The 25,634-nt window shown below is 57.1% G+C and carries 21 protein-coding genes, 2 tRNA genes and 1 riboswitch; of the genes, 15 read left to right on the forward strand and 8 right to left on the reverse strand.

Translation table 11 applies throughout. The annotated features are described in order from the left end of the window. The first annotated feature begins 26 nt into the window (after window positions 1-26). The 4 genes from LPB19_RS12335 to LPB19_RS12350 all read left to right on the forward strand — a co-directional run bounded on the left by LPB19_RS12335 (window position 27) and on the right by LPB19_RS12350 (window position 6,648). Window positions 27-1,052 (forward strand): glycosyltransferase family 2 protein, encoded by a 1,026-nt coding sequence (locus LPB19_RS12335; RefSeq protein WP_206643201.1) that lies wholly within the window; start codon window positions 27-29, stop codon window positions 1,050-1,052. Between the two features lie 160 nt (window positions 1,053-1,212). Then, window positions 1,213-2,706: a WecB/TagA/CpsF family glycosyltransferase gene (locus LPB19_RS12340; RefSeq protein WP_206643202.1), complete on the forward strand. Its 1,494-nt coding sequence runs from the start codon at window positions 1,213-1,215 to the stop codon at window positions 2,704-2,706. Further along, window positions 2,706-4,073, forward strand: a complete 1,368-nt coding sequence (locus tag LPB19_RS12345) for a nucleotidyltransferase family protein (RefSeq protein ID WP_206643203.1) — start codon at window positions 2,706-2,708, stop codon at window positions 4,071-4,073. The genes LPB19_RS12340 and LPB19_RS12345 overlap by 1 nt, the downstream gene beginning before the upstream one ends. A gap of 163 nt (window positions 4,074-4,236) precedes the next feature. After that, window positions 4,237-6,648, forward strand: coding sequence for an ATP-binding protein (locus LPB19_RS12350; protein WP_206643204.1), 2,412 nt, complete (start codon window positions 4,237-4,239; stop codon window positions 6,646-6,648). Window positions 6,649-6,697: 49 nt separating this feature from the next. On the opposite strand, the gene LPB19_RS12355 is transcribed toward LPB19_RS12350, so the two are convergent. After that, window positions 6,698-6,771 (reverse strand) — tRNA-Cys (locus LPB19_RS12355). 95 nt (window positions 6,772-6,866) lie between these two features. Then, a tRNA-Gly gene (locus LPB19_RS12360) sits at window positions 6,867-6,942 on the reverse strand. A gap of 177 nt (window positions 6,943-7,119) precedes the next feature. Continuing rightward, window positions 7,120-7,223: riboswitch (TPP riboswitch) on the forward strand. 54 nt (window positions 7,224-7,277) lie between these two features. On the opposite strand from LPB19_RS12360, the gene thiB reads away from it, so the two are divergent. The 7 genes from thiB to LPB19_RS12395 all read left to right on the forward strand — a co-directional run bounded on the left by thiB (window position 7,278) and on the right by LPB19_RS12395 (window position 14,184). Next, window positions 7,278-8,279 carry a thiamine ABC transporter substrate binding subunit gene (gene thiB / locus LPB19_RS12365; protein ID WP_206643205.1) on the forward strand — a complete coding sequence of 334 codons (1,002 nt, stop codon included), beginning with the start codon at window positions 7,278-7,280 and terminating at the stop codon, window positions 8,277-8,279. A gap of 15 nt (window positions 8,280-8,294) precedes the next feature. Continuing rightward, window positions 8,295-9,956, forward strand: coding sequence for a thiamine/thiamine pyrophosphate ABC transporter permease (gene thiP / locus LPB19_RS12370; protein WP_206643206.1), 1,662 nt, complete (start codon window positions 8,295-8,297; stop codon window positions 9,954-9,956). Further along, entirely contained in the window at window positions 9,944-10,558 is a 615-nt protein-coding gene (locus LPB19_RS12375; RefSeq protein ID WP_206643207.1) for an ATP-binding cassette domain-containing protein, read from the forward strand. Before thiP ends, LPB19_RS12375 begins: the two co-directional genes overlap by 13 nt. 75 nt (window positions 10,559-10,633) lie before the next feature. Then, window positions 10,634-11,767 (forward strand): MlaE family ABC transporter permease, encoded by a 1,134-nt coding sequence (locus LPB19_RS12380; RefSeq protein ID WP_407943962.1) that lies wholly within the window; start codon window positions 10,634-10,636, stop codon window positions 11,765-11,767. Between the two features lie 2 nt (window positions 11,768-11,769). Continuing rightward, entirely contained in the window at window positions 11,770-12,600 is an 831-nt protein-coding gene (locus LPB19_RS12385; protein ID WP_206643209.1) for an ABC transporter ATP-binding protein, read from the forward strand. 4 nt (window positions 12,601-12,604) lie between these two features. Next, the gene (locus tag LPB19_RS12390) at window positions 12,605-13,543 is read left to right on the forward strand and encodes an MlaD family protein (RefSeq protein WP_206643210.1); all 939 of its coding nucleotides are present in this window, start codon (window positions 12,605-12,607) and stop codon (window positions 13,541-13,543) included. Next, complete coding sequence (locus tag LPB19_RS12395; RefSeq protein ID WP_206643211.1) at window positions 13,540-14,184, forward strand: ABC-type transport auxiliary lipoprotein family protein; 645 nt, start codon at window positions 13,540-13,542, stop codon at window positions 14,182-14,184. The genes LPB19_RS12390 and LPB19_RS12395 overlap by 4 nt, the downstream gene beginning before the upstream one ends. On the opposite strand, the gene pgsA is transcribed toward LPB19_RS12395, so the two are convergent. The 5 genes from pgsA to LPB19_RS12420 form a co-directional block, all read right to left on the reverse strand. Next, the gene (gene pgsA, locus LPB19_RS12400) at window positions 14,121-14,690 is read right to left on the reverse strand and encodes a CDP-diacylglycerol--glycerol-3-phosphate 3-phosphatidyltransferase (protein WP_206643212.1); all 570 of its coding nucleotides are present in this window, start codon (window positions 14,688-14,690) and stop codon (window positions 14,121-14,123) included. The genes LPB19_RS12395 and pgsA overlap by 64 nt on opposite strands. Window positions 14,691-14,697: 7 nt before the next feature. Next, entirely contained in the window at window positions 14,698-16,557 is a 1,860-nt protein-coding gene (uvrC, locus tag LPB19_RS12405; RefSeq protein ID WP_206643213.1) for an excinuclease ABC subunit UvrC, read from the reverse strand. Further along, on the reverse strand, window positions 16,541-17,197 hold the full coding sequence (gene uvrY / locus LPB19_RS12410) for a UvrY/SirA/GacA family response regulator transcription factor (RefSeq protein ID WP_206643214.1): 657 nt from the start codon (window positions 17,195-17,197) through the stop codon (window positions 16,541-16,543). The genes uvrC and uvrY overlap by 17 nt, the downstream gene beginning before the upstream one ends. A 99-nt stretch (window positions 17,198-17,296) precedes the next feature. Further along, entirely contained in the window at window positions 17,297-17,551 is a 255-nt protein-coding gene (locus LPB19_RS12415) for a YheU family protein (RefSeq protein WP_206643215.1), read from the reverse strand. Between the two features lie 135 nt (window positions 17,552-17,686). After that, the gene (locus LPB19_RS12420; protein WP_228289111.1) at window positions 17,687-18,010 is read right to left on the reverse strand and encodes a DUF1330 domain-containing protein; all 324 of its coding nucleotides are present in this window, start codon (window positions 18,008-18,010) and stop codon (window positions 17,687-17,689) included. A 495-nt stretch (window positions 18,011-18,505) separates the two neighbouring features. On the opposite strand from LPB19_RS12420, the gene LPB19_RS12425 reads away from it, so the two are divergent. The 4 genes from LPB19_RS12425 to LPB19_RS12440 all read left to right on the forward strand — a co-directional run bounded on the left by LPB19_RS12425 (window position 18,506) and on the right by LPB19_RS12440 (window position 24,862). Then, window positions 18,506-20,842 carry a xanthine dehydrogenase family protein molybdopterin-binding subunit gene (locus tag LPB19_RS12425; RefSeq protein WP_206643216.1) on the forward strand — a complete coding sequence of 779 codons (2,337 nt, stop codon included), beginning with the start codon at window positions 18,506-18,508 and terminating at the stop codon, window positions 20,840-20,842. A gap of 153 nt (window positions 20,843-20,995) precedes the next feature. Beyond that, window positions 20,996-21,457: a (2Fe-2S)-binding protein gene (locus LPB19_RS12430; RefSeq protein WP_206643217.1), complete on the forward strand. Its 462-nt coding sequence runs from the start codon at window positions 20,996-20,998 to the stop codon at window positions 21,455-21,457. Then, a complete protein-coding gene (locus LPB19_RS12435; RefSeq protein ID WP_206643218.1) occupies window positions 21,454-23,790 on the forward strand; it encodes a xanthine dehydrogenase family protein molybdopterin-binding subunit in 2,337 nt (778 codons plus the stop codon). Before LPB19_RS12430 ends, LPB19_RS12435 begins: the two co-directional genes overlap by 4 nt. 124 nt (window positions 23,791-23,914) lie before the next feature. After that, window positions 23,915-24,862 carry an AEC family transporter gene (locus LPB19_RS12440; RefSeq protein WP_206643219.1) on the forward strand — a complete coding sequence of 316 codons (948 nt, stop codon included), beginning with the start codon at window positions 23,915-23,917 and terminating at the stop codon, window positions 24,860-24,862. Here the strand turns inward: LPB19_RS12440 and LPB19_RS12445 are convergent. Beyond that, window positions 24,859-25,623 (reverse strand): fructosamine kinase family protein, encoded by a 765-nt coding sequence (locus tag LPB19_RS12445; protein ID WP_206643220.1) that lies wholly within the window; start codon window positions 25,621-25,623, stop codon window positions 24,859-24,861. The genes LPB19_RS12440 and LPB19_RS12445 overlap by 4 nt on opposite strands. Window positions 25,624-25,634 lie beyond the last annotated feature (11 nt).

The raw sequence follows: 25,634 nt of genomic DNA on the forward strand, positions 1-25,634 counted from the left end.
CTTTCGATGCAATAGGAGCCATCACCATGCCCAAAGTCAGCGTCATCATGCCCGTGTACAACGTTGCCGACTTCGTCGGCCAGGCGATCACGTCCGTCCTGGAACAGACCTTCACAGATTTCGAGCTGATCATCGTGGACGACTGTTCCCCGGACCACAGTATCGAGATTTGCCGGTCATTCAGTGACCCCAGAATCAACATCATTCAACACACCGTGAACCGCGGCCTGGCCGGTGCTCGCAATTCCGGCATAAGAGAGGCCCAGGGCGACTACCTGGCGTTTCTGGATTCCGACGACTTCTGGCGTGCGGATAAACTGGAGTTGCACGTTCGCCACCTGGAAAACCAACCCCGTGTCGGGGTCTCTTTCAGTCGTTCGGCATTTGTGTCGGCCGATGGTCAACCAACCTCTTTTTTCCAGATGCCCAAACTCAAAGACATCACGGCCAGTCACCTGTTTTGCCGGAACCCGGTGGGTAACGGTTCTGCGCCAGTGATCCGCCGGGAAGTGTTTGAACAGATCGGGTACGAGGCAGCCTTCCAGGGCAGTCCTGAAGTGCGCTATTTCAATTCAGATCTGCGCCAGTCAGAAGATATCGAATGCTGGCTACGGATCGTCCTGACAACCGACTGGCAAATGGAAGGAATCCCGGAACCACTCACTTTTTACCGACTCAACGCGGGTGGCTTATCGGCCAACCTTCATAAACAGCTGGCGTCGTGGGAACAATTGGCTGTAGAAACCGCGAACTATGCGCCCGATTTCGTGACCGAGCATTACCCGCGGGCCAAATCTTACCAACTTCGCTATCTGGCCCGTCAGGCCATCCGCCTCGGCGATGGCAAAGCGGCTACTGGCTTCGTCAACAAATCCTTCGGCAGTAGCCTGCGCCCCCTCCGGGAAGAGGCTATGCGGACCATCACCACGTTCGCTGCCGCCTATTTACTCTGGTCCGTACCCTGGCTCTATCAACGAACCGAAAAGACCGCTTCCGAATTTATCGGCAAATTGCAGCAGCGACGCATCCAAAAGGACGTGGCCGGTTCCTGATTTTGAATTCCGGTCAGCCAAATGCGTTGCATTTTGCAATGCATTTGGTCACGGCCGCGCTTGCCGATCAATCAGTACCGCGGAAGTAGCTGGTTTGCGGCTTGGGCAAACTGGCACGAATAGTGTTTCCAGGAGTAAAACGCAGCAAAAAGGACAATCCATGTCTTTGTCATCCGATATTCGAACCAGGCCTTCCGCTTCCGTCCTCGAGACCTCGGGCAAAAGTTCACTGTTGGGCGTTTCCTTTGCCAACATTTCTCTGGAAGAGGCCTTGCAGCAGCTTGAGTCAGCCATGAACGGAAACCGGAGCGTCAACCTGTTTTTCGTCAACAGTCATTGCCTGAATGTCAGCTACCGCAACATTAACTACCGGCAGGCACTGGAGCAGGCTGACCTGGTATTCCCTGACGGCAGCGGCGTTGCCATGGGCTGCCAGCGCAAGGGTGAACAGCTTCAGCACAATCTCAATGGAACCGACCTGTTTCCGCAGCTTTGTGCGTTGGCCGCAAGAATGGGCCGCAGCGTGTTTTTCCTCGGGGCAAAACCTGGCATTGCAGCGCAGGTTGCGGATTGGGCGCGGGCGGAGTATCCCGGGTTGAAGGTTGCAGGCACTCAGGACGGCTATTTTTCCGAGGAGGAAGAGCCCGAGGTGATTGCGGGCATCAATCGCAGCAACGCTGACATTCTGCTGGTGGGCATGGGCGTCCCGGTGCAGGAGCTTTGGCTCAACCGAGTCCAGCCTCAGTTGAAGACCTCGCTCAACCTGGCGGTCGGCGGGTTATTCGATTATTACTCGGGTCGAATTCCGCGCGCCCCTCTCTGGATGCGCCAGCGGGGCCTGGAATGGGTATGGCGGCTGCGGCAGGAACCGGGACGAATGTGGCGTCGTTACCTGCTGGGCAATCCCCTCTATACACTGAGACTGAGGTACGAGTTAGGTACGCAGAGACTGGTTCGCGCCCTTCCGGAATCCATCACTACGCGCTCCAAACGCATGTATCTGTCACTGCGGGCTTCCTACCAGCGGCTGCGCCATCATCTACGCCCGATCGGACTGGATGGTGCCAAGCGAACCACAGACATCATCCTGGCCACCGGCGCACTGATTGTTGCCTCACCGCTTTTACTCATTGTGGCGATAGCGATAAAGCTGGACTCACCCGGCCCGGTATTCTTCGGTCAGGTTCGAGCAGGATGCCGGGCCCGACCGTTCCGGATGTGGAAGTTCCGCTCCATGGTGGTCAATGCCGAAGCCCTCAGGGCGGAGCTGGAACAGCAAAACGAAGTCAGCGACGGCGTAACGTTTAAGATCAAAGAGGATCCAAGAATCACCCGGGTCGGTCGCTTTATCCGGAAGTACTCCATTGATGAACTGCCTCAGCTTGCAAACGTCCTGATCGGGCAAATGTCGATTGTTGGGCCCCGTCCCGCACTCTATTCAGAGCTTACAAAGTATGAGCTGGAACAGCGCTACAGACTGGATTTGAAACCTGGTCTCACTTCGGAATGGGTGGTCGCGGGTCGCAATAATCTGAGTTTCCAGGAACAGGCGGCACTGGATGTAGCCTACCGAAAGAACCGGTCCTTCTGGGGTGACTTTAAAATCATGGTAAAAACAGTTCCCGCGCTATTGGCGGGTCGAGGTGCAAGCTAATGGCAACGTCCGTCGAACAGAAATCGGTGCATCAGGCCCTGGTATTTGCTGACCGGACCGGGGAAGAACTGGCGCCGGTAAACGAGCTTTACTGCCCGGCCATGCTGCCGGTCGGGGGAATACCAGTGCTCGAGCATACACTGGTTCAATTACAGGGTGCGGGCATCACGGAGGTTTTTCTGGTTGTGCCGACCGGGGACACCCATATCCGTAGCTATTTTGAGGACGGCGCCCGATGGAGCTTGCAACTTTATTACCTCGTCGCAAGCACCGCTGATACGCCGGACCGGGTACGCGCCCGGCTAGGCAGAAACCTGGCCGAACCTTTTGCAGCTTTAAGAGGGGATGTATGGCGCAAGGAACTAAGTGCGCCCGAAGAAAACTGTGCGCCATACTGCACGCTTTCCAACGCGAAAACCACCCGGTTCGAGCTATGGAACGTCCGGTCCAACTCGATCAATGCCCTGTGCTGGTCAGCGGCTTCCGATGCGCCAATGTCAGGCGCAAAGACTGACGATGATTTCAGCGAACTCGGCTCCCTGCGCGAGTATCACCGCATTGCTACTGCGACAGCCAATGTTTCTGCGGGGCAGTCCGGAGAAGCCGGCTCGCGCGGTTTACAGGTAGGCGCTCTGTCCAAGGCGCACGCGGTTAGCCTGCGTGATGGACGCACGCTGGTTGGTGACTCCTGTCAGCTCGAAGCGGGCGTTGAACTGAGCGGAAATAACGCGATCGGCAACGGGTGTGTCATTGCACGTGGGGCTTCAATCAAAAACTCCGTGATTCTCGACCACACATATATCGGGCATGGCATGCGGCTTGAGAACGCCATCGTTGTCAAACAACGCGTCATCAGAGTCGATATCGGTGCTACCCTTGATGTTCAGGACAGTTTCTTTCTCGCATCCAGTCAGTTCGATCTGGGGCAAGGTTTCTTCGGGAGGATGGTCGAGAGATTCATCGCACTTGCCTTGATTCCGCTATCGGTGCTTTGCCGCTTTTTCCCGCAATCCTCCGATCGGGTTCTTGCCAGACAACACACCCCGAAATTGCTTTGGCATGTGGTTGCGGGCCGCCTCCGCCTGTTCGGACGGCCGCAGAGTGCGCCAATCGCAGACCAGTTGGCGAAAGAAGGGCTTCCGTGGAGCGTTGAATATCAGCGGCTTGAGACCGGCGCCTTCAGTCCTGCTGAACTGCATTATCGGGGCTCCGAAGATGCCAATTTACTATCCCTGGCGGAAATCGAACTTGCGCAAATCCGTTTTTCTCGAAAATTAGCGATGAGTTTGCTCGATATGGCCTCAGATACCTTTAAACTGAGCCAGCATAAAGCGACAAGTGGCGCCCACTATCATCACCCGGAGTAAATGCGTCGATGCGAACCACAAGCTCATGAGTCAGCCAGGAGCCTCTTACCGTCCTGGCAGGGATTCCGTCGGCAGCTCTCTGCTGCGGCTAGGCCGGGTGCTATCCGACCGGTTTGTCTCCTTGGCGATAACTGGTACGGTTTTCCTCCTGGTCATGTTCTTAATGCAGGATCGCTTTCTAAGTGAGCTGGAAAGTAAACACCTGCAGATACAGGCATCCAAGGCCGAAACCTTATTCAATCTGCGCGGGCGCCTGGAAACGGAATTGAACGCCAGGCTCCATCTGACTCACGGGCTGGCTGGTTTTGTTCGGGCCGGTATCCATTCCATTGATCGCGAATCGTTCCAATCGTTTGCTCAGGATCTTGGCGTCAGCCTCACGGGCATTCGTAGCCTACAGTTGGCCCCGGAGGCTGTGGTCACTTACCTTTGGCCGGAAGAATCGAATCAGAAGGCGTTGGGGCACGACCTGATGGCGGATCCAGAGCGGCGCAAGGCCGCAAAAGCCGCAATCGAAGCTCGGAGACTCTGGGTCGCGGGACCGCTGGATCTCATTCAGGGTGGTACGGCATTGATTGGTCGCCACCCTGTTTTTGTCCGTGAGCCCGGCGCAACGTCAGCAGAAAACTCAGAAAAGTTCTGGGGATTCGCCACAGTGCTTGTAGACCTTCACGTTCTTCTGGAGGTGTCGGGTTTTTCTAGTGAAACCGAGCGCTCTGTTCTGGCCATAAGGGGGCGCAACGGCCTGGGGGCCGAGGGTGACGTTTTCTATGGCCCTGATTCCGTTTTCGATGGCCCGCATTTAACGGCGGAAGTGGCGCTGCCAGCCGGAAGCTGGCAGGTGGCCATTGATATACCGCCGGCGCCGGGACTCAGCGACATTCCCCTCCGCCAACAGCTGCTGGCGGTAACACTGACGACGGTGATCGCTTCTCTCGTTTACATGTTGCTGAGACTGCCTTACCGGTATACCCGCGCCGTCGATCACGCCCGCATGGAACTTGAGCGAAGCAATGCCCAGTTCAAAGACGCCATCGAATCACTGCCCGACGGCTTTGCCGTATTTGATGCCGACGACAAGCTCGTTCGCTGCAATCACAAATACCGCGATTTTTTCGAAACCGGGTCGATGACCATTCCTATGGGTATTTCATTCCCGGATCTGATCAGAGAATCCCTTAAGAACGGCGTTTATTCTCTGGACAACGACACGGAAGAAGGGCAGGAGGCATTTTTGTCGAGCCGGCTCGATCATCATCAAAACCCCAGCGACGAATGTATCGAGTTACAGCTCGCCTCCGGGCGATGGTTGCGTACCCAAGAATCCCGAGTGCCCTCTGGCGGCACAGTCATCTCTTATTCGGACATCTCAGAGCTCAAAACCAAAGAGTTCGAACTTGCCGCTGAGAAGCGTCGAGCCGAAAGTGCTAACGAAGCCAAAACGGCATTCCTCGCCACCGTCAGTCACGAACTTCGAACCCCGATGAACGCCATTCTCGGCCTGCTGAACCTGATCAAGGTCAGCGGTAGGCTCACTCCCAAGGACCAGCAGTACATCAACACAACCCATGAGTCTGCAGAGCATCTCCTGACCCTTCTCAACGAGTTACTGGATCTATCGAAGATGGAAGCCAACCGGCTGGAACTGGAGTTCGGAGATTTCAATCTGGCGGAAGTGGTCCGTAAAACACTAAAGCTCTCCAATGCCAAGGCCTTACAGAAACGTCTTGAGTTGATCGAAGACATCGGAGAAGACGTGAGCGTCATCGTCAATGGGGATGCCGGCCGCCTACAGCAGATTTTGCTGAACTTGCTCTCCAATGGCATTAAATTCACGGACAAAGGCTCCATCACCCTGGCAGTTCACCAAGCTGGATCTGACAATGGTCGGCAGTTATTTCGCTTTGTGGTAACCGACACAGGGGTCGGTTTCGACGATGCTCAGGCAGACAAGCTTTTTCTGCCGTTCTCACAGCTCGATTCAACCGCCGCTCGAAAACACGAAGGTACTGGACTGGGACTGGCCATTTGCAGAAGGCTGATTGAAAAGATGGGGGGTAGCATCCGTGCCCATGCACGTCCGGGATCGGGTGCGCAGTTCGAATTCGAGTTACCGCTTGAGATTCGGGCAAAAGAAACCCAGCTGCCAGAAGAGTCATCGGATTCCGTAGCGACACCTGCGGAAATGGGTCACCCCCCTATTCGAGTGCTGCTCGCTGAAGATTCACTGGCCAACCAAATCGTGTTTCGCGCCATGCTCGAAGGAACCGGGTACGTGGTGGATGTTGCCGGGAATGGTCTTGAGGCCCTAGAGCTAGCTAAAACCATGGATTACGACCTCATCCTGATGGACATTTTTATGCCCGAAATGGATGGTCTCCAAGCGGCCAGATTAATACGCGGAGAATCCCGGTTCAAAGACAAGCCTATAGTCGCACTCACCGCCAACGCGATGCCGGGAGACCAGGCCAAGTTCCTCGAGGCCGGCATGGACGATTACATCGCCAAACCCGTTGTCAAAGCCAATCTGATTCGTACGCTGAACAAATGGGCTTTGCCATCAGTGAAAGGTTGATAGCGGCTCAGTCAGCAAGTCGGAGAGCTTGTCGGTGTTCAGGGAAAATTGGAGGCGCGGGTCGGAATCGAACCGGCGTACACGGAGTTGCAGTCCGCTGCATAACCACTCTGCCACCGCGCCGGGGAAAAGCCTGAAGGATTAAGGCTTAGCTGCTCTCAGGTGGGCTGTGAGAGACTTTTGAATCAATTTCTACCCGGCGTGGGCCGGAGAAAAATTGGAGCGGGAAACGAGATTCGAACTCGCGACCCCAACCTTGGCAAGGTTGTGCTCTACCAACTGAGCTATTCCCGCTCTGCGTGCCGGTTCTTGCCGACAACGGAGGCGTATTCTACGGATTCGACCGGGTGCGTCAACCACTTTTTTCAACTTTTTGATTTGCCGGCGACAGTGGTTACTTTTTGTTCTGGCCTGCCAAAACCACCTGAGCTTTATGCCCGTTTAATCCTCCTAAACCCATGTTAGACTGTGCTTTTCTCAACGGGGTGCCCGACCTTCGCCAGGCTTGGGCTGAGACCATACCCGCGGAACCTGATCCGGATCATGCCGGCGAAGGGATTGAGTGCCGCTAACATGCCCGACTCCGGGCACCATGGTCGTACCCCACCGGTGTTTAGAGGATAACTGGTATGGCCATTCGTGCACTCAGCTTCATTATTGCGACCTCACTCTTCTGCTCCACTACAGCCCACGCTTCCGAGCTGAACATATACACCTACCCCTCGTTCGTTGCCGAATGGGGCCCCGGCCCAGCCATAAAAACAGCCTTCGAAGCCCGGTGCCAGTGCGTTGTTAATTTTGTGGCACTGGACAGCAGCGTTGATATTCTGCAGCGCCTGAGATTAGAAGGTGATTCTACCGAGGCTGATCTGGTTCTTGGCCTGGATAACGGGACCATGGAAGCGGCGCGCAAGACGGGTCTGCTCGACTCGCACGACACCGATCTGACAGCGTTAGAGCTGCCCATTGATTGGCAAGATGAGACGTTCGTGCCCTACGACTGGGGCTACTTTGCGTTCGTTTATGATACTGAGCAGCTATCAAGCCCTCCTCAAAGCATGGAAGCCCTTATTGACGCCCCCGATGATCTTAAAATCATCATTCAGGACCCGCGCACCAGCACGCCCGGTCTCGGCCTGTTGCTATGGATTCGTCATATTTACGGCGAACAGGCACCCGAGAAGTGGCAGGCGCTGAAAGGCAAGATCCTGACGACAACAAAGAGCTGGAGTGACGGCTACTTCTCACTGTTCATGAACGGGGAAGCTCCGATGATCCTGTCGTACAGCACCTCCCCGGCCTATCACATGGCCATCGACAACACCGAACGTTACCAGGCCGCGGAATTCGATGAGGGCCACTACCTGCAGGTGGAAGTCGCGGCCGTGGTCGCCAACAGCGATCAGCAGGCCCTGGCCCGTGAGTTCCTGGCATTCATGCTCACGCCAGCATTTCAAAATCACATCCCCCTGAAGAACGTTATGTATCCAGCGATCGACCTCGGTGACGACATGCCTGAGGTATTTGACCGTCTGATAGAGCCCGAAACCACCCGGTATTTCCCACCGGCAACGGTATCGGCCAACCGGCGAGCCTGGGTAGATGAATGGCTGAACGCCATGACGCGCTAAACGCGGCTGCTTGACGTGGAGCGGCCCGTCCATCCCCCGCTGAGTAACCCCCGTTGGCTGCGATGGCCTGGCATCGTGCTGGCGGCGGGCATACTGTGCGTCGCCTCTGTCGGGGTCGGTGCCCTGCTCTGGCAATCAGCGGATTTGCCGTTCCGAGATCTCTGGACCAGCCCTTACCTGCGTAACGTGGTGAGCTTCAGCATATGGCAAGCGACCCTCTCTACGCTGTTCAGTATTCTTCTGGCGATTCCTCTGGCGCGTGCGCTGGACCGGCATCGCGCCTTCCCGGGACGCTCACTGCTGCTTCGGCTGATGGAGTTAAGCCTGGTGATTCCCACCATTGTGGCGGTATCCGGCCTGGTTGGAATTTATGGCCGTCAAGGATGGCTCACGGGCTGGCTTTTTCCTGTCCATGGTCAACAAATCTGGAATCTCTATGGGCTGAACGGCATCGTGCTCGCCCATGTGTTCTTCAATGCGCCCCTGGCAGCCCGGATCTTCCTTGTCGCCCTTGAGAGCGTTCCCGAGCCTCAGCGACGCATCGCCAGCCAACTGGGGCTGGGTAACATCTGGCTCTGGCGTTCGCTGGAATGGCCGGCAGTGAAAGCCATTCTTCCGGGGTTGGCGACATTGGTGTTTACCCTCTGCTTTACCAGCTTCGCCATTGTCATGACACTGGGCGGCGGGCCCGGTTCGACAACGCTTGAGGTGGCGATCTACCAGGCGTTGCGGTTCGAATTTGATTTCTCACGAGCTGCCATGCTCGCCATCGTACAGATGCTGATTTGCGGCTCACTCTGGTATCTGGCTGTGCGTCGCGGCATGGATAGCGCGCTGGTTCCTGCCCGGCACCTCGCGATGGCGCCCAGGCGCAAAGACAGTGTGGGCCCGGGCCGCTTCGGAGATTATTTGCTGATCGCCGGATTCACGCTTTTCCTGTTGCTGCCATTGATCTTTGTGACCCTGAAAGGCGTGCCCGGCGTTGCTGGCGCCCTGAGCCCCTTACAGGACTCAGTGTTACTCAAGGCCACCCTTCGAAGTCTGTTGATTGCGCTACCCGCTGGACTGATCTCTGTAATCGCAGCGCTTCTAATACTGGGGGCCTACCGGGTTTCCGTCAGCCCTGTATTGGCCCGCCTTCCGGCGACCCTGGCCCACCTGCCCCTGTTTGTTCCCCCGCTAGTTCTCGGCACTGGCCTGTTCCTGGCCCTTCGGCCGAAACTGGGCATGAGCACCGAGGGCCTCGCTCTGGTAGCACTGATCAATGCATTAATGGCACTTCCATTCGTGCTTCAGCTTATCCGGGGCCCGCTCAACGCCATAGACCCCATGACCCTGCGACAGGCTGACCAACTGAATATCCGTGGCTGGTATCGCTGGCAACAGCTGTACTGGCCCCGCCTGCGTCGCCCCCTGGCACTGAGTCTTGCCTATGGTGTGGGGCTGTCCCTGGGAGACTTTGGCGTCATAGCGCTGTTTGGAGCGTCTAATCAGCCCACGATACCGGTGTTGCTCTATCAGCAGCTGGGTAGTTACCAGATGCAAGCCGCTGCAACCACAGGCCTTTGGCTCTTGATCCTGCTTCTGGGGCTCTTTGCTGTAGCCGCCACGTTTTCCCGCACACCTGCCCGTTCTTCGCCAAAGGACACCAAAGGAGTTCACCAGTGCTTGATGTAAAAAGCCTGAAGTTTGCGTATCAGTCGGCAGCGGAGCCGTGGTGCTTCGATTTCAAGGCCGAGCCCGGAGAATGCCTGGCGATCAGTGGGCCGAGCGGCTCGGGCAAGTCGACGCTGCTGGCTTTGCTGGCCGGCTTTCTTGCGCCCTCGTCAGGCCACATAGCCTGGAAAGGTGAGTCGATAATTTTGCTTCCACCCTGGCAGAGGCCCATGACCAGCGTCTTTCAGGAACATAACCTGTTTGAGCATCTGAACGTTGAAACCAACATTGGCCTTGGAATCCATCCCGGCCTCAAGCTCTCGGCTCGCCAGAAGCGGTCTATCGAGGAGCATCTGGAGAGAGTGGGGTTGCCCGGGCTTGGACGCCGCATGCCGGGCGAATTGTCTGGCGGCCAGCGCCAGAGAGTCGCTATTGTTCGGGCGGTCCTTCGGGAACAGCCAATCCTGCTCCTGGATGAGCCACTGACAGGTCTTGATGAGGCAACCCGGGCTACCGTGCGGGAGCTACTAATGGCCCAAAAAGCGAAGGGAGTCACACAGATACTGGCAAGCCACGACCAGGAGGACCGAAACATACTGGCGGACAAGCAGTTCAGTTTATAAGCTACAAGGAGGACAACGAAACAAACAACGGACTGTACCCATAACGTGACCAGCCATGCCAGCGATGAAAAGCCGGTGTTCGCGGCGCATCGGCCAACCCCGGGCGAAGCCGTCGTTTCCGGCAACACCCTATCCATTCGTGGTGACTGGACCCTGCCCGATTATGCCCAGCTGCAACAGGAAGTGAACCGAATCTCCGGACGGCATCCGGAGCGTTTAACCGTCGATTTTGCTGGACTGGGGCACGTTGATACTGCGGGTGCCGTGCAGCTGGCCGCCTTGCTTGGCAGACGGCGATTAGGTGAACTTATTGCGGCCGGTACACTCCCTCCGGAAAAATCGGCTTTAATGAGCGCGGTATGCAAGGCCTTGGAACAGGAGCCTGTCCCGCCTGTCGTCAAGGTATCGCCCCCTATCAGGTTTCTATCGGAGCTGGGTCAACGCACCGATGGTATTTTCCAACTCCTGAAACAGCTCAATGCTTTCATCGGGCAAACACTCGCTGCGATTTTCTGGTTGCTCCCGCGCCCCTGGCGCTGGCGCCTGACGCCCTTTGTTTCGGCCATTCAGGACACCGGATTCAACGCATTACCTATCGTTGCATTGCTGACCTTTCTGGTGGGTGCGGTGGTGGCGTTTCTGGGAGCGACCGTGTTGCAGGACTTTGGCGCCACGATCTATACCGTGAACCTGGTCGCCTTTTCCTTTCTGCGGGAATTCGGCGTGTTGCTGGCGGCAATCCTGCTGGCCGGCCGGACCGCCAGCTCCTTTACTGCCCATATTGGTGCCATGAAGGTTAACCAGGAAGTGGACGCAATACGCACCCTGGGTCTGAACCCCATTGAGCTGCTGGTCATCCCCAGAGTGCTGGCGATGATGGTCAGCCTGCCGATCCTCACGTTCGTTGGGATGATTGCCGGAATGGTGGGTGGCGCCACGGTATGCGCCCTGTCGCTTGATATCTATCCCCCGCAGTTCATGGCGATCGTAGAGCGTGACATTGAACTTCGGCACTTCCTTGTCGGTCTATCCAAGGCGCCCGTTTTCGCATTTCTTATTGCGGTAATTGGCTGCCTGGAGGGCTTCAAAGTCAGCGGCAGTGCACAATCGGTTGGCGAGCACACCACCTCGAGCGTGGTGCAGTCCATTTTCACGGTGATCCTGTTCGATTCCATCGCTGCTTTGTTCTTTATGGAAATGGGGTGGTAACCATGCTCAGACACCACCATCTTGAACCTCATCCTGACAGTCTGGGCAAAACCGTTATCGAGGTTCGCCAGTTATGCAATCAATTTGGCGCACAAGTGGTTCACGACCAGCTCGATCTTGATCTTCGGACTGGGGAAATTCTTGGGGTGGTCGGCGGTTCCGGCACCGGCAAAACCGTTCTGCTCAGAACCATCGTGGGGCTCAACAAACCAACATCCGGCCAGATTCGGCTGTTCGGTACCAACCTCGAAGACCTGTCGGCGGAAAAACGTTCACGGGTTAAGCAACGTGTGGGGGTGCTGTTTCAGGGCGGAGCACTGTTCACCTCACTGAACCTGCAGGACAACGTGGCTGTCCCGTTGATTGAACATGCAGGGCTGACGCGGGCAGACGCCCATCACCTCGCACGCATCAAGCTCGCGCTGACCGGACTGCCGCCCGATGCTGCCCGGAAATATCCTTCGGAACTGTCCGGCGGCATGATCAAACGCGCAGGCCTGGCCCGGGCACTGGCTCTGGATCCCGAGATCCTGTTTCTTGACGAGCCCACCGCCGGCCTTGACCCGATCAGTGCCGCAGGCTTCGACGAACTGATCGTCACCTTGCGGGATGCGCTGGGTTTGACCGTATTCCTGGTAACACACGATCTCGACACCCTTTACACCACCTGTGACCGGGTCGCAGTCCTCTCGCAAAAGAAGGTTCTGGTGGCTGACCAGCTCAAAAAAGTCGCAACCACGGACGACCCGTGGATTCAGCAATATTTTAACGGCCCCAGAGGCCGGGCAGCCGCGACAACCGTCGCGGCTCATTCGGAACACGGCCAGGAGTAACGCCATGGAACCCAGAGCCCATCACGTGATTATTGGCTTGTTCACCCTCACGGCATTCGCCGCAGCGCTGGGTTTCGCGCTGTGGCTGACGAAAACCGCCACCGACCGTGACTGGTCCTATTACCACATTGGCTTTGATCACCCCGTCAGCGGATTGTCCCGTGGCAATCCGGTGCTATACAGCGGAGTCCAGGTCGGCGATGTGGTGGACATGACCCTCGATATGAACAACCCGAGCCGGGTTCGGGTGCTGATCCGGGTTGATGACAACATCCCCATCCGTGAGAACAGTAAAGCCGGATTGGTTCTTGCGAACATCACCGGCAGCATGAGCATCCAGTTCACTGGCGGCACGCCAGACAGCCCCCGAATCCAGGGCAGCCAGGAAGATCCTCCCCTGATCACGGCTGAGCCATCGCCCTTCGATACACTGCTGTCCAGTGGACAGAATCTGCTTACCAAAGCCGATTCACTGCTCACCAACGCCAACCGGTTATTCTCCGATCAGAACACCGAAAATCTTACCGTGATTCTTGCGAACACCCGGGAAATGACGGGCGGGCTCATGGACCAGCGAGATCAGTTGACAGAGCTGCTGGAGAACATGCAGATCGCCACGCTTCGGGCACGGGAGGCCGCGGTCAAAGTATCGGCTGTCTCGGACAACGCCAATTCCCTCTTGGCGAATGAGGGCCTGGATGTTCTGCAAGCGCTCGACACCGCCCTGAAAACCATCCAGACCACGGCAACCCGTATCGACCGGCTCACGATCGAAAACGAGGGTGCCCTGGCGTCCGGGCTTCAGGGCATGGGGGAGCTGGCACCGGCACTGAGGGAGCTCAGATCGACCCTGCGCAATCTGAACCAGATTACCCAGCGCGTCGGTGAAGACCCAACCCGGGCTATCTGGGGCGGAGAATCAATGAAGGAGTATTCGGAGTGATAAGGAAGTTGACCCTCTGCGCCAGTATTCTGGTGCTGCTGCACGGATGCAGCGTCTTCCCGAATCCGGAAGCCCGCCGGGTGATGGATTTTTCCGCTGCCACCGTGGACTACCAGGCAAACGAAAGGCGACCTTTCAGCCTTCGTGTCGACACGCCCTACGCGTCAGATCCCTTCAATGGCAGTCGCATTCTTGCCAAACCCACACCGTGGGAGTTTCGAATTTACGAAGAAGTGCGCTGGCGGGACACCATCCCCGTGATTGTGCGAGACTTGCTGGTGCAGACACTACGCAAGGCAAAGGGCTTCGAATCCGTGGTCAGTGAGACCAATCCGGTCGACACCGACTGGACACTGATCAGCGAATTGAGCGCCTTTCACACCGAAAACGGAAGGCCAACACCGGCCATCCTGATCGAGTTACACAGCCAGATTGTTGCCAACCGCTCCCGGGAAAAGCTCTGCACACGGACATTCAGCGTGATGGAAATCTCGCCCACCGGCGACATCGAAGCCATTGTGCAGACCTTTAACCGTACGGGCGCAGCGATGGCCAGAGATGTCGCTGCCTGGGCGTCTCAATGCGGTGCGTCGGGAGATTCCGCCGCCGGGAAAAGGTCCGGCCAGGCAGCCTTAAGATAAAGCATCATAGACCAGAGCGTAAGCACTGCCGCCACGTAAAGCAGGCCGATAGAGACATTCGACCAGACGTTGCCCGGAGGGAACGCCAGCAGACCGACGATAGCCGCCATCTGTGCCGTCGTTTTAATCTTGCCGATGTAGGAGACCGCCACACTGGCGCGGCTGCCAATCTCGGCCATCCATTCCCTCAGCGCCGAGATGACAATTTCGCGGCCGATAATTACCGACGCAGGAATTGTCAGAATGATAGCCGCGTGTTCTTCGATCAACACCGCAAGGGCCACGGCGACCATCAGTTTATCTGCCACCGGATCAAGGAAAGCGCCAAATGGCGTGCTCTGATCGAGCTTGCGGGCCAGATACCCGTCCAACCAATCGGTCAGACCCGCGAGCGCGAAGATGCACGCACTGACCAGATAGCTCCAATCCACCGGCAGATAAAAGATCACCACGAAAACGGGGATCATAATAATCCGCGACAGGGTGAGGATATTGGGTAAGTTCATGGTTTCCTTACTCGTTATGTAATGCTGCGTAGATGGATTCCGCCAACGCCTTGCTGACCCCCTGCACCTTGGCGATCTCATCCACACTGGCTTTGCGGATTTCCTGTATGCCACCGAAATAGCGAATCAATTCCCGCCGACGCTTGGGGCCGACGCCCTCAATGCCCTCCAGGGTCGATTGCCGGCGTTTTTTATCACGGCGGGCCCTGTGGCCGGTGATGGCAAACCGGTGTGATTCGTCACGGATATGCTGAATCAGGTGCAGTGCCGCCGAATCCGCAGGAACCCGGAATACATCGCCGGTCATCGCGTCGATCAATTGTTCCATACCCGCGCGGCGAGTCACACCCTTGGCGACCCCAATGAGGGGAATATCGGAAATTCCGAGTTCGTCAAACACTTCCCGGGCAATGTTCAGCTGTCCTTTGCCCCCATCAATAAACACCAGGTCCGGGCGCTTTCCATCCCCCGAGATCAGGCGCTTGTAGCGCCGCGTCAGCACCTGGCGCATGGCGGCGTAATCGTCACCTGCGGTTATGCCTTCTATATTGTATAGCCGGTAGTCGCTTTTCAGGGGGCCATTGTCGTCAAAAACCACGCAGGATGCGACGGTATTTTCCCCGTGGCTGTGGCTGATGTCGAAACACTCCATGCGTGCCGGTGTCTCGGCCAGTTCAAGCAGGTCTCTGAGCGCCAGTAAACGCCGGTATACCGTTTCTTTGCTGGCCAGGTGGGTTATCAGGGTCTGACGGGCATTGGTCAATGCCAGGTCCAGCCATCGCCGCCGCTCCCCCCGCACATTGCCTCGGATTCGGGTTTCCCGGCCTGCTGCGTCGGATAGCGCCTCAGAAATCAGCGACTGCCCCTCAACCTCGGTTGGCACCAAGATCTCTTTTGGGATTTCCCGGTGGGTATCACCACCCAGATAATATTGCCCGAGAAACGCGCCCAGCAATTCTCCCTCGGTATCCTCGATTGAGAATCGAGGGAAGTAGTTCTTGGTTCCAAGCACCCGCCCACCACGCACCACAATCACCACCACGCAAACCACGCCGGCATCCTGCGCAATGGCGACCACATCGGCATCACCAGAGCCACCTTCCACGGACTGCTGCTCCTGAACGTGACGCAGGTGATTTATCTGATCCCGATATTCCGCGGCTTTTTCGAAATCCAGATTGCTGGACGCCTTTTCCATCGCATCCATCAGGTCGCGGATGATGGCCGGATTTTTCCCTTCCAGGAACATGGTCGCGTGACGGATATCCTCGAGGTATTCCTCCGGCGTGACATACCCCACGCACGGCGCGGTGCAGCGGTTGATCTGGTACTGCAGGCAGGGTCTCGTTCTGTTTCTGAAATAGCTTTCATTACAATTTCTTATCCGGAAAACCTTCTGCAAAACGTTAAGGCTTTCCTTGACTGCACCGGAGCTGGGAAACGGCCCGAACCAGGTGCCACCTCCTTTCTTTGTACGTCCGCGACGGAACGTCAACGACGGATAATCGCTGTGTGAAGAAAGGTAGATGTAGGGGTAGGACTTGTCGTCACGAAGCAGGATGTTGTAGGGCGGGCGCAGTGACTTGATCAGGTTTTGTTCAAGCAGAAGCGCTTCGGTTTCACTGCCGGTGATGGTGACTTCAATCGAGGCTATCCGGCCAACCAACGCCGCAGTTTTTGGCGCCAGGCCGCTCTTTCGAAAATAACTGCTGACCCGATTCTTCAGGTTGCGGGCTTTGCCCACATACAGCACATCACCGCCCCGGTCGTACATCCTGTATACGCCGGGCCGTTCAGTGAGTTGTTTGAGGTAGTTCTTGCTGTCGAACTCCGCTGAGAGCGGATCAGAATCAGACTTTGTCGGCATCCAGCAATCCGACCCGCACCGCCATCAACGCCAGCTCCACATCACTGGAGATCTCCAGCTTTTCGAAAATACGGTACCGGTAACTGTTGACGGTCTTCGGGCTCAGGCAAAGTTTGTCGGAAATATCCTGAACCTTCTGGCAATCCACAACCATCATGGCAATCTGCATCTCTCGCTCGGAAAGCCTCTCGAACAGAGATAAACCGCCCTCTTCGTGATCGCCGCTGAGCTGCTTCAAAGCCATTTTCTGTGCTATTTCAGGACTGATGTAACGTTGGCCAGAGTGGGCCATACGGATGGCGCGAACCATTTCTTTGATGTCCGCACCCTTGGTTATGTAGGCGGTTGCGCCGCTCTGCATGACTCTGGTCGGATAAGGATCATCCGCGCAGGCAGTGACAACGATAACGCGCACGCTGTCATCGATACGAAGAATCCTGCGGGTGGCCTCAAGCCCTCCAATCCCCGGCATCCGAATGTCCATCAGGACAATATCCGGGCGATCTTTTCGGACGAACTCGATCGCGTCTTCGCCAGAGGACACCTGCCCGATCACTTCCAGGTCCGGGTTATCCGCCAGCATCCGAGTTATGCCGGACCGTACCAGCTCATGGTCATCAACAACCAATACCCTGATCAAATCTCACCTCGCACACGGACTACGGTAAAACAGTGGCATCGTAACCCTAACCATACCATTGTTATAGGTAAAACCCGAAATCCTTAAGACGGGTACTTCTCAATTAGCCGGTACTCCCAGACCAGCGGTATTTTCAACCGGATCAAACCAGACTACCAGCTCCCCTCGCCGCACCGCAGCCAGCACACGAGTCCTTTCGTCCAGGGGGTTTTCGGAATCATTCAAGCCGTGAGATCGCGTGCAATACTCGTCCACCAGGCCGCTGATCTGGTCTTCGGTTAGTAGATCGGTGTCTACAACGAACCGCTCTTCTCTAGGGTCTGGCTGCGTCGAACTGATTTCGTCGTCGGTCATATCCGCTTCTTTTATACAACACAATCGTAAGGAGTGTGACCACCCCGGCGACATCATTTTGCAGAAGTTAACTGGGCTGGCCCTAAGCGCTTGAATGCCGGATCGGCACAATAAGGCGCCCGCCGCGGAATTCGTTTACCGGGCTTGTATCAGCGCCAGGTAGGCGTCTATGGACGGGTATCGCACCAGAACCACCTGATCCCACGATTCCTCCGGCGGAGCAACCAGAGCATCGGCGCCAGAGCCCCACCAGACCACTTCCGCACCAACCGCTCTAACGCAATCAGACGCTTTCTGGATACAGGCTTTGATGGGGTCACGAGCGGGTCGTTCTGCACCGGCCGGCTGACGGGAGTCTTCAACGAATTGTTTTAGATTGAGCATCACAACCGGTTGGTCTTTCGGGGTTTCTGCCAGCACTTTCTGCAGTGACTGAGGGTAGGCATTCAGGGCGCTCATCCGTATCCTCTTTTTTGTCGTGGTCTCCGGCGTCTCACTATAGCCCAGCCGAGACCTAACGGTACAAACCGTTTTCATTACCTTTCTTTCAGGCTTTCAAGGCACTGAAATTTTGGCATTCGTCGCAAGCAAGGCTACATTAAAACTACGATACCCGCTTCCATAATCAAAAAAGTAAAAAAATATGTTTGCTCTGAACATCAATGGTAAGACATACCAGATCGATGTTCCTGACCGCACGCCCCTGCCCTGGCGCGTGCAGGCAGCTATTGGCCTGAAAGGCGAGACGTTTTTGGCTGTAATCGCCCAACATCGCAGAGCCTGCACGTTCAACTTTGACAGGGTGGCCACCTCATACTGTACACCTCCCGTTTCCGCCTCAAGGCCACGCAAGCACGACACAATCAATGCCGTCGCTGGCAACCTACGCCGCTGCGGGAACGGCACCCTGTCCATTGACGCGACTGAGCGAGCATAACGCGAGGAGAATAACGCATGGAATCTGGGCCGAAGGACCGGCTAAAGCTCGCCAACGTCAGCCGAAGGCGCTTCCTCACCGGGCTCGCCGGCGGCGCAGCTCTGGTTATCGCGGCCCGATGGGATTTGGTTGAAACAGCGGAAAAGAGGAAGTACGGCGCTGCGGGCATGCCTGGCGGTTATACCGATAACCCCAATGTGTTTATCCACATTGATCCGGATGGCACGGTCACCATTGTGAACCATCGCTCCGAAATGGGCCAGGGCATCCGCACCAGCAATGTCATGGTAATTGCCGACGAACTCGGTGCTGACTGGGAGCGAGTCAGGGTCGAACAGGCTCAAGGCGACCACAACGTCTACGGCAACCAGTACACGGAAGCATCCCGCAGCATGCGGCAGTGGTTTGACCCGCTGCGCCGGGCCGGCGCCGCAGCTCGGCAAATGCTTGAGCAAGCCGCCGCGGATCAGTGGCAGGTGCCGGTCAGTGAAGTAAAAACCGGCATCCACGCAGTCAGCCATGCGCCAACAGGACGAACGCTCGGTTTCGGTGAGTTGGCAGCCGCCGCCCGCAATCTTGATGTCCCTGAGCCTGAATCACTGATCCTCAAGGACCCTCATGAACTCCGCTTTATAGGCAAGGAAACCGGACTCATCAACGGAACCCTGGCGTCGCCCCGACCAAAAGCCATCGATGGCGAGGACATGGTCTCTGGTGCAGCCGTATATGGGGCCGATGTCGCCTTTGATAACCCGCTGTACGCTGTCATCGCGCGCCCTCCGGTCTACGGTGCCGTATTGGGCAGATTCGACGAGAGTGATGCCCTAAAAGTACCCGGAGTCATAAAGGTGTTGCGGATCGATGGCTCTGGCTTACCTTCAGAATTCAATCCATTGGGCGGTCTTGCGGTGGTCGCAAACAACACCTGGGCAGCCATTCAGGGACGTAAGGCACTGAAGATATATTGGGACAACGGCCCAGCCGGTAACAACAGCGCTTACACCTCCACCGTCTTCCGCGAAAGGCTTGAAAAACAGGCGCGCTCAGCCGGCAAAGTGGTTCGGGAGGAAGGTAATTTCGAACAAGCCATAGCGGAGGCCAAGCAACGAATCTCCGCCACCTACTACATGCCGCACCTGGCCCAGGCGCCCATGGAACCTCCGGTAGCAACGGCTCGGGTCCGCAAGGGCAGCGCAGAAATCTGGGCGCCCACCCAAAACCCTCAGTCCACCCGAAGCAAGGTCGCGGGGCGACTTGGGCTGGATGAGGCCAACGTGACAGTAAACGTTACCTTGCTTGGCGGCGCCTTTGGCCGCAAAGCAAAGCCCGACTTTGCAATAGAAGCGGCGGCCATTGCTCAGTCCTTTGAAGGCCGCCCGGTAACCGTGCAGTGGACCCGCGAAGACGATTTGCAGCATGGTTATTATCACACGGTATCTGTCGACCACCTTGCAGCCGGGCTGAACGAACAGGGGCAAACAACGGCGTGGTTACACCGTTCACTCTCCCCGAGCACCATGTCCCTGCTTGAGTCGGATTTCGACCATAAATCGAAAGTTGAGCAAGGTATGGGCTTCAACACGACCCCCTTTGACATCCCCGCCATCCGGCTTGAAAATCCGCCAGCGCCAGCCCACGTTCGGATAGGCTGGATCCGATCTGTGTACAACCTGCCCCATGCCTGGGCGATACAGAGTTTTGCGCATGAACTGTCCGTAGCTGCGGGCAAGGACCACCGCGACTTCCTGCTGGAACTTCTGGGGCGCGACCGGAAAATCTCAAACCCTTCGGTGGGCGATACCTACAACTACGACGAGGATCCCGCAATCTATGTCATTAATACAGCGCGGATGCGGGGCGTAATCGAGCGTGTCACTGAAGAGGCTGGCTGGGGCAAGGAAATGCCTCGGGGCCGGGGTCTTGGTCTGGCGTTCCACCAAAGTTTCGGATCCTACGCCGCGGTCGTATTCGATGTTGAAGTGAATGATCGTGGGGCCTTGACCATACACCGCGCTGATATCGCCCTGGACTGCGGACCTCAAGCCAATCCTGAGCGTATCCGATCGCAACTGGAAGGCTCCTGCATCATGGGGATTGGCGTTGCCCTGATGAATGAAATCAGCTTCGAATACGGAGTGGCTCAGCAGGCAAATTTTGATCGCTACCAGTTACCCAGGATGACCGACGCCCCCAAAGACATCCGGGTGCATCTCATCGAGAATCCTGAAGAGCCCATGGGTGGCGTCGGAGAGCCTGGCCTGCCACCTGTCGCCCCGGCCCTGGTAAACGCCATTTACGCCGCAACAGGCAAACGCATTCGGAGGCTGCCGGTCGGGAACCAGTTAAAAGCCTGAGGCACTAGATCACTGTTCCCTCGCACCTTCCCCGCCCTCGTTTTATCAGCCTTTCTCTCCAAACTTTCAGGTTTCTGCCTTTGGCGTTTGTACCCTGCGGGACTACAGTGAAAGGGATCAAATCCGCAAACTGCTCAACCGTCGAGAAACGCTATGGTTACCCTTAATATCAATGGTCAGCAACACGAACTCGATGTTCCGGATGATATGCCCCTGCTCTGGGCGATTCGGGACGTTCTTGGCTTCAAAGGCACTAAATTCGGCTGTGGCATCGCTCAGTGTGGGGCCTGTACCGTGCATTTGAATGGCACCGCAATCCGGTCCTGTACCACCCCCGTTTCCGCTGCAGCCGGAGAAATCACCACCATTGAGGCGATCGACCAAGACCCTGTTGGCAAGCGCGTCCAGAAAGCCTGGCTTGACCTTGGGGTGGCCCAATGCGGCTACTGTCAGGGGGGGCAGATCATGAATGCCACATCCCTTCTGAAGCAGAACCCGGCTCCCAGCAAAGACGACATTGTCAGTGCCATGGCCGGCAACCTGTGCCGTTGTGGTACCTATAACCGCATCCTGGCCGCGATTGAACGGGCATCCGGCGAGGAGGAAAAGGCATGACCACTGACACCAAAAATGGCCTTAGGCTCGCCAACGTCAGCCGCCGCCAGTTTCTGATGGGCCTGGCCGGCGCATCCGCGTTTGTTCTTGCCGCACGCTGGGACTGGGTCCAGAGCTCCGAGAAGCAGGAATACGGGGCAGCTGGCATGCCCGGTGGCTGGACAGACGATCCCAACGTGTTCATTCAAATCGACACCGACGGCGCTGTAACCCTGGTAAACCACCGTTCCGAAATGGGCCAAGGCATTCGCACCAGCGTTGTGATGGTGATGGCGGATGAGCTGGGCGCTGACTGGGAGCGGGTCAAGGTGCAACAAGCGGAAGGCGATCATAGCCGGTACGGCAATCAGAATACCGACGGCTCCCGGAGCATGCGCCACTGGTACCAGCCTTTGCGCCGTGCCGCTGCCGCCGCACGTCAGATGCTGGAACGGGCCGCGGCAAATCAGTGGCAGGTGCCGGTCGACGAGGTCAAAACCGGCGTCCACGAGGTAGTACACGTGGCTTCTGGTCGCACGCTCGGCTTCGGTGAACTGGCAGAGGCAGCTCGCCAACTGGAAGTACCAGAGCGCAGCAAGCTGAATCTGAAAGCCGACGACGCCCTGCGGTTTATCGGCAAGGAGACAGGACTGATCAACGGTAAGCTGGAGTCCGCTCACCCCAAGGCCATTGACGGTGAGGACATCGTTTCCGGCAAAGCGGTTTTCGGTGCCGATGTCCCGCTGGATAATCGGCTGTATGCGGTGATTGCGAGGCCCCCCGTCTATGGCGCCAAGCTGAAAAGTTTTGACGACAGCGCAGCACTGAAAGTACCCGGGGTGAAAAAGGTCATGAAAATTGAGGGCACTGGCCAGCCCGCGGCATTTAAACCCCTGGGTGGCGTTGCGGTCGTGGCGACCAATACCTGGGCAGCGATTCAGGGCCGCGAAGCGCTGAGTATCGACTGGGATAACGGGCCCGCCGAAGATAACAGTGCTTACACCTCTGGATCTTATCGCGAAGCGCTGGAAAAACGGGCGCAATCCCCGGGAAAGATCATTCGTGATGAAGGCGATCTGGACAAGGCTATGAAGGCGGCCGCCAAAAAAGTATCAGCCACCTACTACATGCCCCATATGGCGCAGGCACCCATGGAGCCGCCGGTCGCCACGGCCCTGGTGCGCAAAGACAAGGCCGAGGTGTGGGGCCCGGTTCAGCACCCCGAGGCCACTCGCAACACCGTCTCCGAGCGACTGGGTTTCGATCCGGCAAACGTGACTGTCCACGTGACACTGCTCGGTGGTGGCTTCGGCCGGAAATCCAAGCCGGACTTCGCCATTGAGGCGGCCAGTATCGCTCAGTCCTTTGAGGGCCAGCCGGTAACCCTGCAATGGACCCGCGAAGATGACCTTCAGCACAGCTACTACCACGCGGTTTCGGTAGACCACCTGGAGGCCGGGCTGGACGAGAATGGCAAAACGATAGGCTGGTTGCACCGGTCGCTGTCCCCGAGCATTAGCTCACTGTTTGCACCGGATCCGGAGCACAAGGTCGATTTCGAGCTTGGCATGGGGCTCAATACCACGCCCTTCAATGTGCCTGCGCTGCGGATCGAAAATCCGCCAGCCTCTGCCCATGTTCGTATCGGTTGGTTCCGAGCGGTGTATAACCTGCCCCACGCCTGGGCGATTCAGAGTTTCGCCCACGAGCTTTCCGTGGCGGCCGGCAAGGATCACCGTGATTACTTGCTCGAACTCCTGGGCGAAGACCGGAAAATACCGAACCCCTCGGTCGGCGACTCCTGGAACTACGGTGAAGATCCCGACATTTACGCCATCAATACCGGCCGCATGCGCGGCGTAATTGAGCGCGCCACCGAGGAGGCTGGCTGGGGCAAAGAGCTGCCCAAAGGCCGCGGCATGGGCCTCGCTTTCCATCACAGCTTTGTCTCCTATACCGCCGTGGTATTCGACGTTGAAGTGGATGACGACGGCATGCTCACCATTCATCGCGCTGACATGGCCTTTGATTGCGGGCCCCAGGCCAATCCGGAACGGATTCGCTCGCAGATGGAAGGCGCTTGTGTCATGGGGATTGGAATTGCCCTGCAAAGCGAAATCTCTTTTCAGGACGGCGTGGCCCAGCAAGCCAATTTCGACCGCTATCTGGTACCCCGAATGACCGAGGCGCCGCGGGAGGTAAGAGTTCATCTGGTCAACAATCCGGATGTTCCCATGGGAGGGGTTGGTGAGCCGGGATTGCCACCGGTGGCGCCGGCCCTGTTGAACGCCATCTACGCCGCAACAGGCAAACGAATCCGAAGCCTGCCGGTGGGGGGCCAATTGAAAGCCTGAATAGTTTTGCATCAACTCAGCAGGGGCCAGTTGGCCCCTGTTTTTTTATGCTTACGATAGCTTGCTACCTAGCTGGCCGGTACACTACGCCATCGCCCTCCATCCACCTGCACTGACGACCGGCATGAACCTGACCACCATCTTCCTGCAAACCCTTGAGACCACCCTGCCCGTGTTTGTCATGGTGTTTATTGGCCTGGGTTTGCGCCGCATCGGGTGGATCGACGGAACCTTTGTCAACACCGCATCAAGCCTTGTTTTCAAGGGGACCCTGCCAACGCTGGTGTTCCTTGGAATTATCAGGGCGGATCTGCAAACCACCCTGAACCCCAGTTTGTTACTGTTCTATGCACTCGCAACCCTCGGTGGTTTTGCCCTTGCATGGCTGTGGGCCATCTGGCGGGTCCGACCCGAGGACCGCGGCGTCTACGTCCAGGGCGCTTTTCGGGGTAACTGCGGCATTGTGGGGCTGGCGCTGGCAGCCAGCCTGTACGGGGATTATGGGCTCTCGGCCGGCGCCCTGCTGCTCGGGCTGGTGATCGTGGCTTACAACGTGCTATCGGTCATCGTGCTCACGGCCTATCGACCGGGTCAATCCGCGAGCTGGCGGAAGATTCTGCGAGATATCGCGAGAAATCCGCTCATCCTCTCGGTCATTGTTGCCATCCCATTTGCCTGGTTTGAAGTGCAGCTGCCAACCTGGGTGTTAACCTCCGGGGACTACTTTGCATCGCTCACTCTGCCGTTGGCGCTGCTGTGCGTCGGCGCCACGATTTCACTCAGTTCGATCAGGGCGGACACCGCGACGGCAACCAGCAGCAGCCTGATGAAAATGATCGTTCTGCCCGTTCTGTGTACCGGCGCCGCCTGGCTACTCGGGTTTCGTGGCGAACAACTGGGCCTGATGTTTACCTTTTTTGCGAGCCCGACTGCGGCCGCGAGTTTCGTAATGGTCAAGGCCCTCGGAGGCAACGAACGTCTGGCTGCTAATATCATTGCGCTGTCGACCCTGATGGCCAGTGTGACCGTGACTCTTGGGGTATTTGCTCTGCGAAGCGCCGGGATGATTTAGCCGGCGATCCGTTCGATCACGGCAAAGCCACGCTCACATCCGGACAGATAGCCGGCACCGAACAGATTGTAGTGATTCAGATAGTGGTAGAGGTTGTAGATGTCACGTTTCCGGGGGTAAACCTCAGTGCGCGGGTTGATACGGTCATAGGCTTGATAAAACGCCGCCCCAAAACCGCTGAACATTTCGGTCATCGCCAGATCCGCTTCCCGATCCCCGCAATACACTGCTGGATCGATGAGCCACGGCCCATCGTCATCAAACAGGACATTGCCGTTCCAAAGGTCGCCGTGTAGCAAACTTGGCTGCGCACAATGCGTATCGAACCAAGCCGCCAACTCAACGCCATAGCGATCGAGCGACTCGCTGAACCGCTGCCGGAGGGTCGAATTACGGATTCTTCCAACCTGGAAACTCAGCCGCTGGTGGACAAAAAACGTACCCCAGGTCTGATGCCAGCCATTGGGCTGAGGCGCCAAACCGATGTAGTTATCGCGATGCCAGCCATACCGCGTTTGCTTAATGTGGTGTAATCGCGCCAAACCCTCGCCCAGCAAACGCAGGGACTCCTCCCGCGCCGGGCGGGAACCTATCGCCGTCATTGCCAGCTCTCTGTGACTAACAGAAAACACCTCGGGAATTCGCAGCGCTGAGACACCAGCCAATTGCAGGGCCGAGCGCAGGCTTTCCAGTCCTTCGGCTTCACACATCAATGCATCTGAATAACCGCTGGTATTGGCTTTCAGGTGTCGTCCTGCCATCACGGCGCTGC

This window comes from Marinobacter salinisoli (assembly GCF_017301335.1).
GTDB classification, from domain to species: Bacteria; Pseudomonadota; Gammaproteobacteria; order Pseudomonadales; family Oleiphilaceae; genus Marinobacter; species Marinobacter salinisoli.

What these genes read in the sequence shown, in the direction of transcription:
- LPB19_RS12335 (WP_206643201.1), top strand. Translation starts at nt 27, where the DNA reads ATGCCCAAAGTCAGCGTCATCATGCCCGTGTACAACGTTGCCGACTTC.
- LPB19_RS12340 (WP_206643202.1), top strand. Translation starts at nt 1,213, where the DNA reads ATGTCTTTGTCATCCGATATTCGAACCAGGCCTTCCGCTTCCGTCCTC.
- LPB19_RS12345 (WP_206643203.1), top strand. Translation starts at nt 2,706, where the DNA reads ATGGCAACGTCCGTCGAACAGAAATCGGTGCATCAGGCCCTGGTATTT.
- LPB19_RS12350 (WP_206643204.1), top strand. Translation starts at nt 4,237, where the DNA reads ATGCAGGATCGCTTTCTAAGTGAGCTGGAAAGTAAACACCTGCAGATA.
- thiB (WP_206643205.1), top strand. Translation starts at nt 7,278, where the DNA reads ATGGCCATTCGTGCACTCAGCTTCATTATTGCGACCTCACTCTTCTGC.
- LPB19_RS12385 (WP_206643209.1), top strand. Translation starts at nt 11,770, where the DNA reads ATGCTCAGACACCACCATCTTGAACCTCATCCTGACAGTCTGGGCAAA.
- LPB19_RS12390 (WP_206643210.1), top strand. Translation starts at nt 12,605, where the DNA reads ATGGAACCCAGAGCCCATCACGTGATTATTGGCTTGTTCACCCTCACG.
- pgsA (WP_206643212.1), bottom strand. Translation starts at nt 14,690, where the DNA reads ATGAACTTACCCAATATCCTCACCCTGTCGCGGATTATTATGATCCCC.
- uvrC (WP_206643213.1), bottom strand. Translation starts at nt 16,557, where the DNA reads ATGCCGACAAAGTCTGATTCTGATCCGCTCTCAGCGGAGTTCGACAGC.
- LPB19_RS12415 (WP_206643215.1), bottom strand. Translation starts at nt 17,551, where the DNA reads ATGACCGACGACGAAATCAGTTCGACGCAGCCAGACCCTAGAGAAGAG.
- LPB19_RS12420 (WP_228289111.1), bottom strand. Translation starts at nt 18,010, where the DNA reads ATGAGCGCCCTGAATGCCTACCCTCAGTCACTGCAGAAAGTGCTGGCA.
- LPB19_RS12425 (WP_206643216.1), top strand. Translation starts at nt 18,506, where the DNA reads ATGGAATCTGGGCCGAAGGACCGGCTAAAGCTCGCCAACGTCAGCCGA.
- LPB19_RS12430 (WP_206643217.1), top strand. Translation starts at nt 20,996, where the DNA reads ATGGTTACCCTTAATATCAATGGTCAGCAACACGAACTCGATGTTCCG.
- LPB19_RS12435 (WP_206643218.1), top strand. Translation starts at nt 21,454, where the DNA reads ATGACCACTGACACCAAAAATGGCCTTAGGCTCGCCAACGTCAGCCGC.
- LPB19_RS12440 (WP_206643219.1), top strand. Translation starts at nt 23,915, where the DNA reads ATGAACCTGACCACCATCTTCCTGCAAACCCTTGAGACCACCCTGCCC.
- LPB19_RS12445 (WP_206643220.1), bottom strand. Translation starts at nt 25,623, where the DNA reads ATGGCAGGACGACACCTGAAAGCCAATACCAGCGGTTATTCAGATGCA.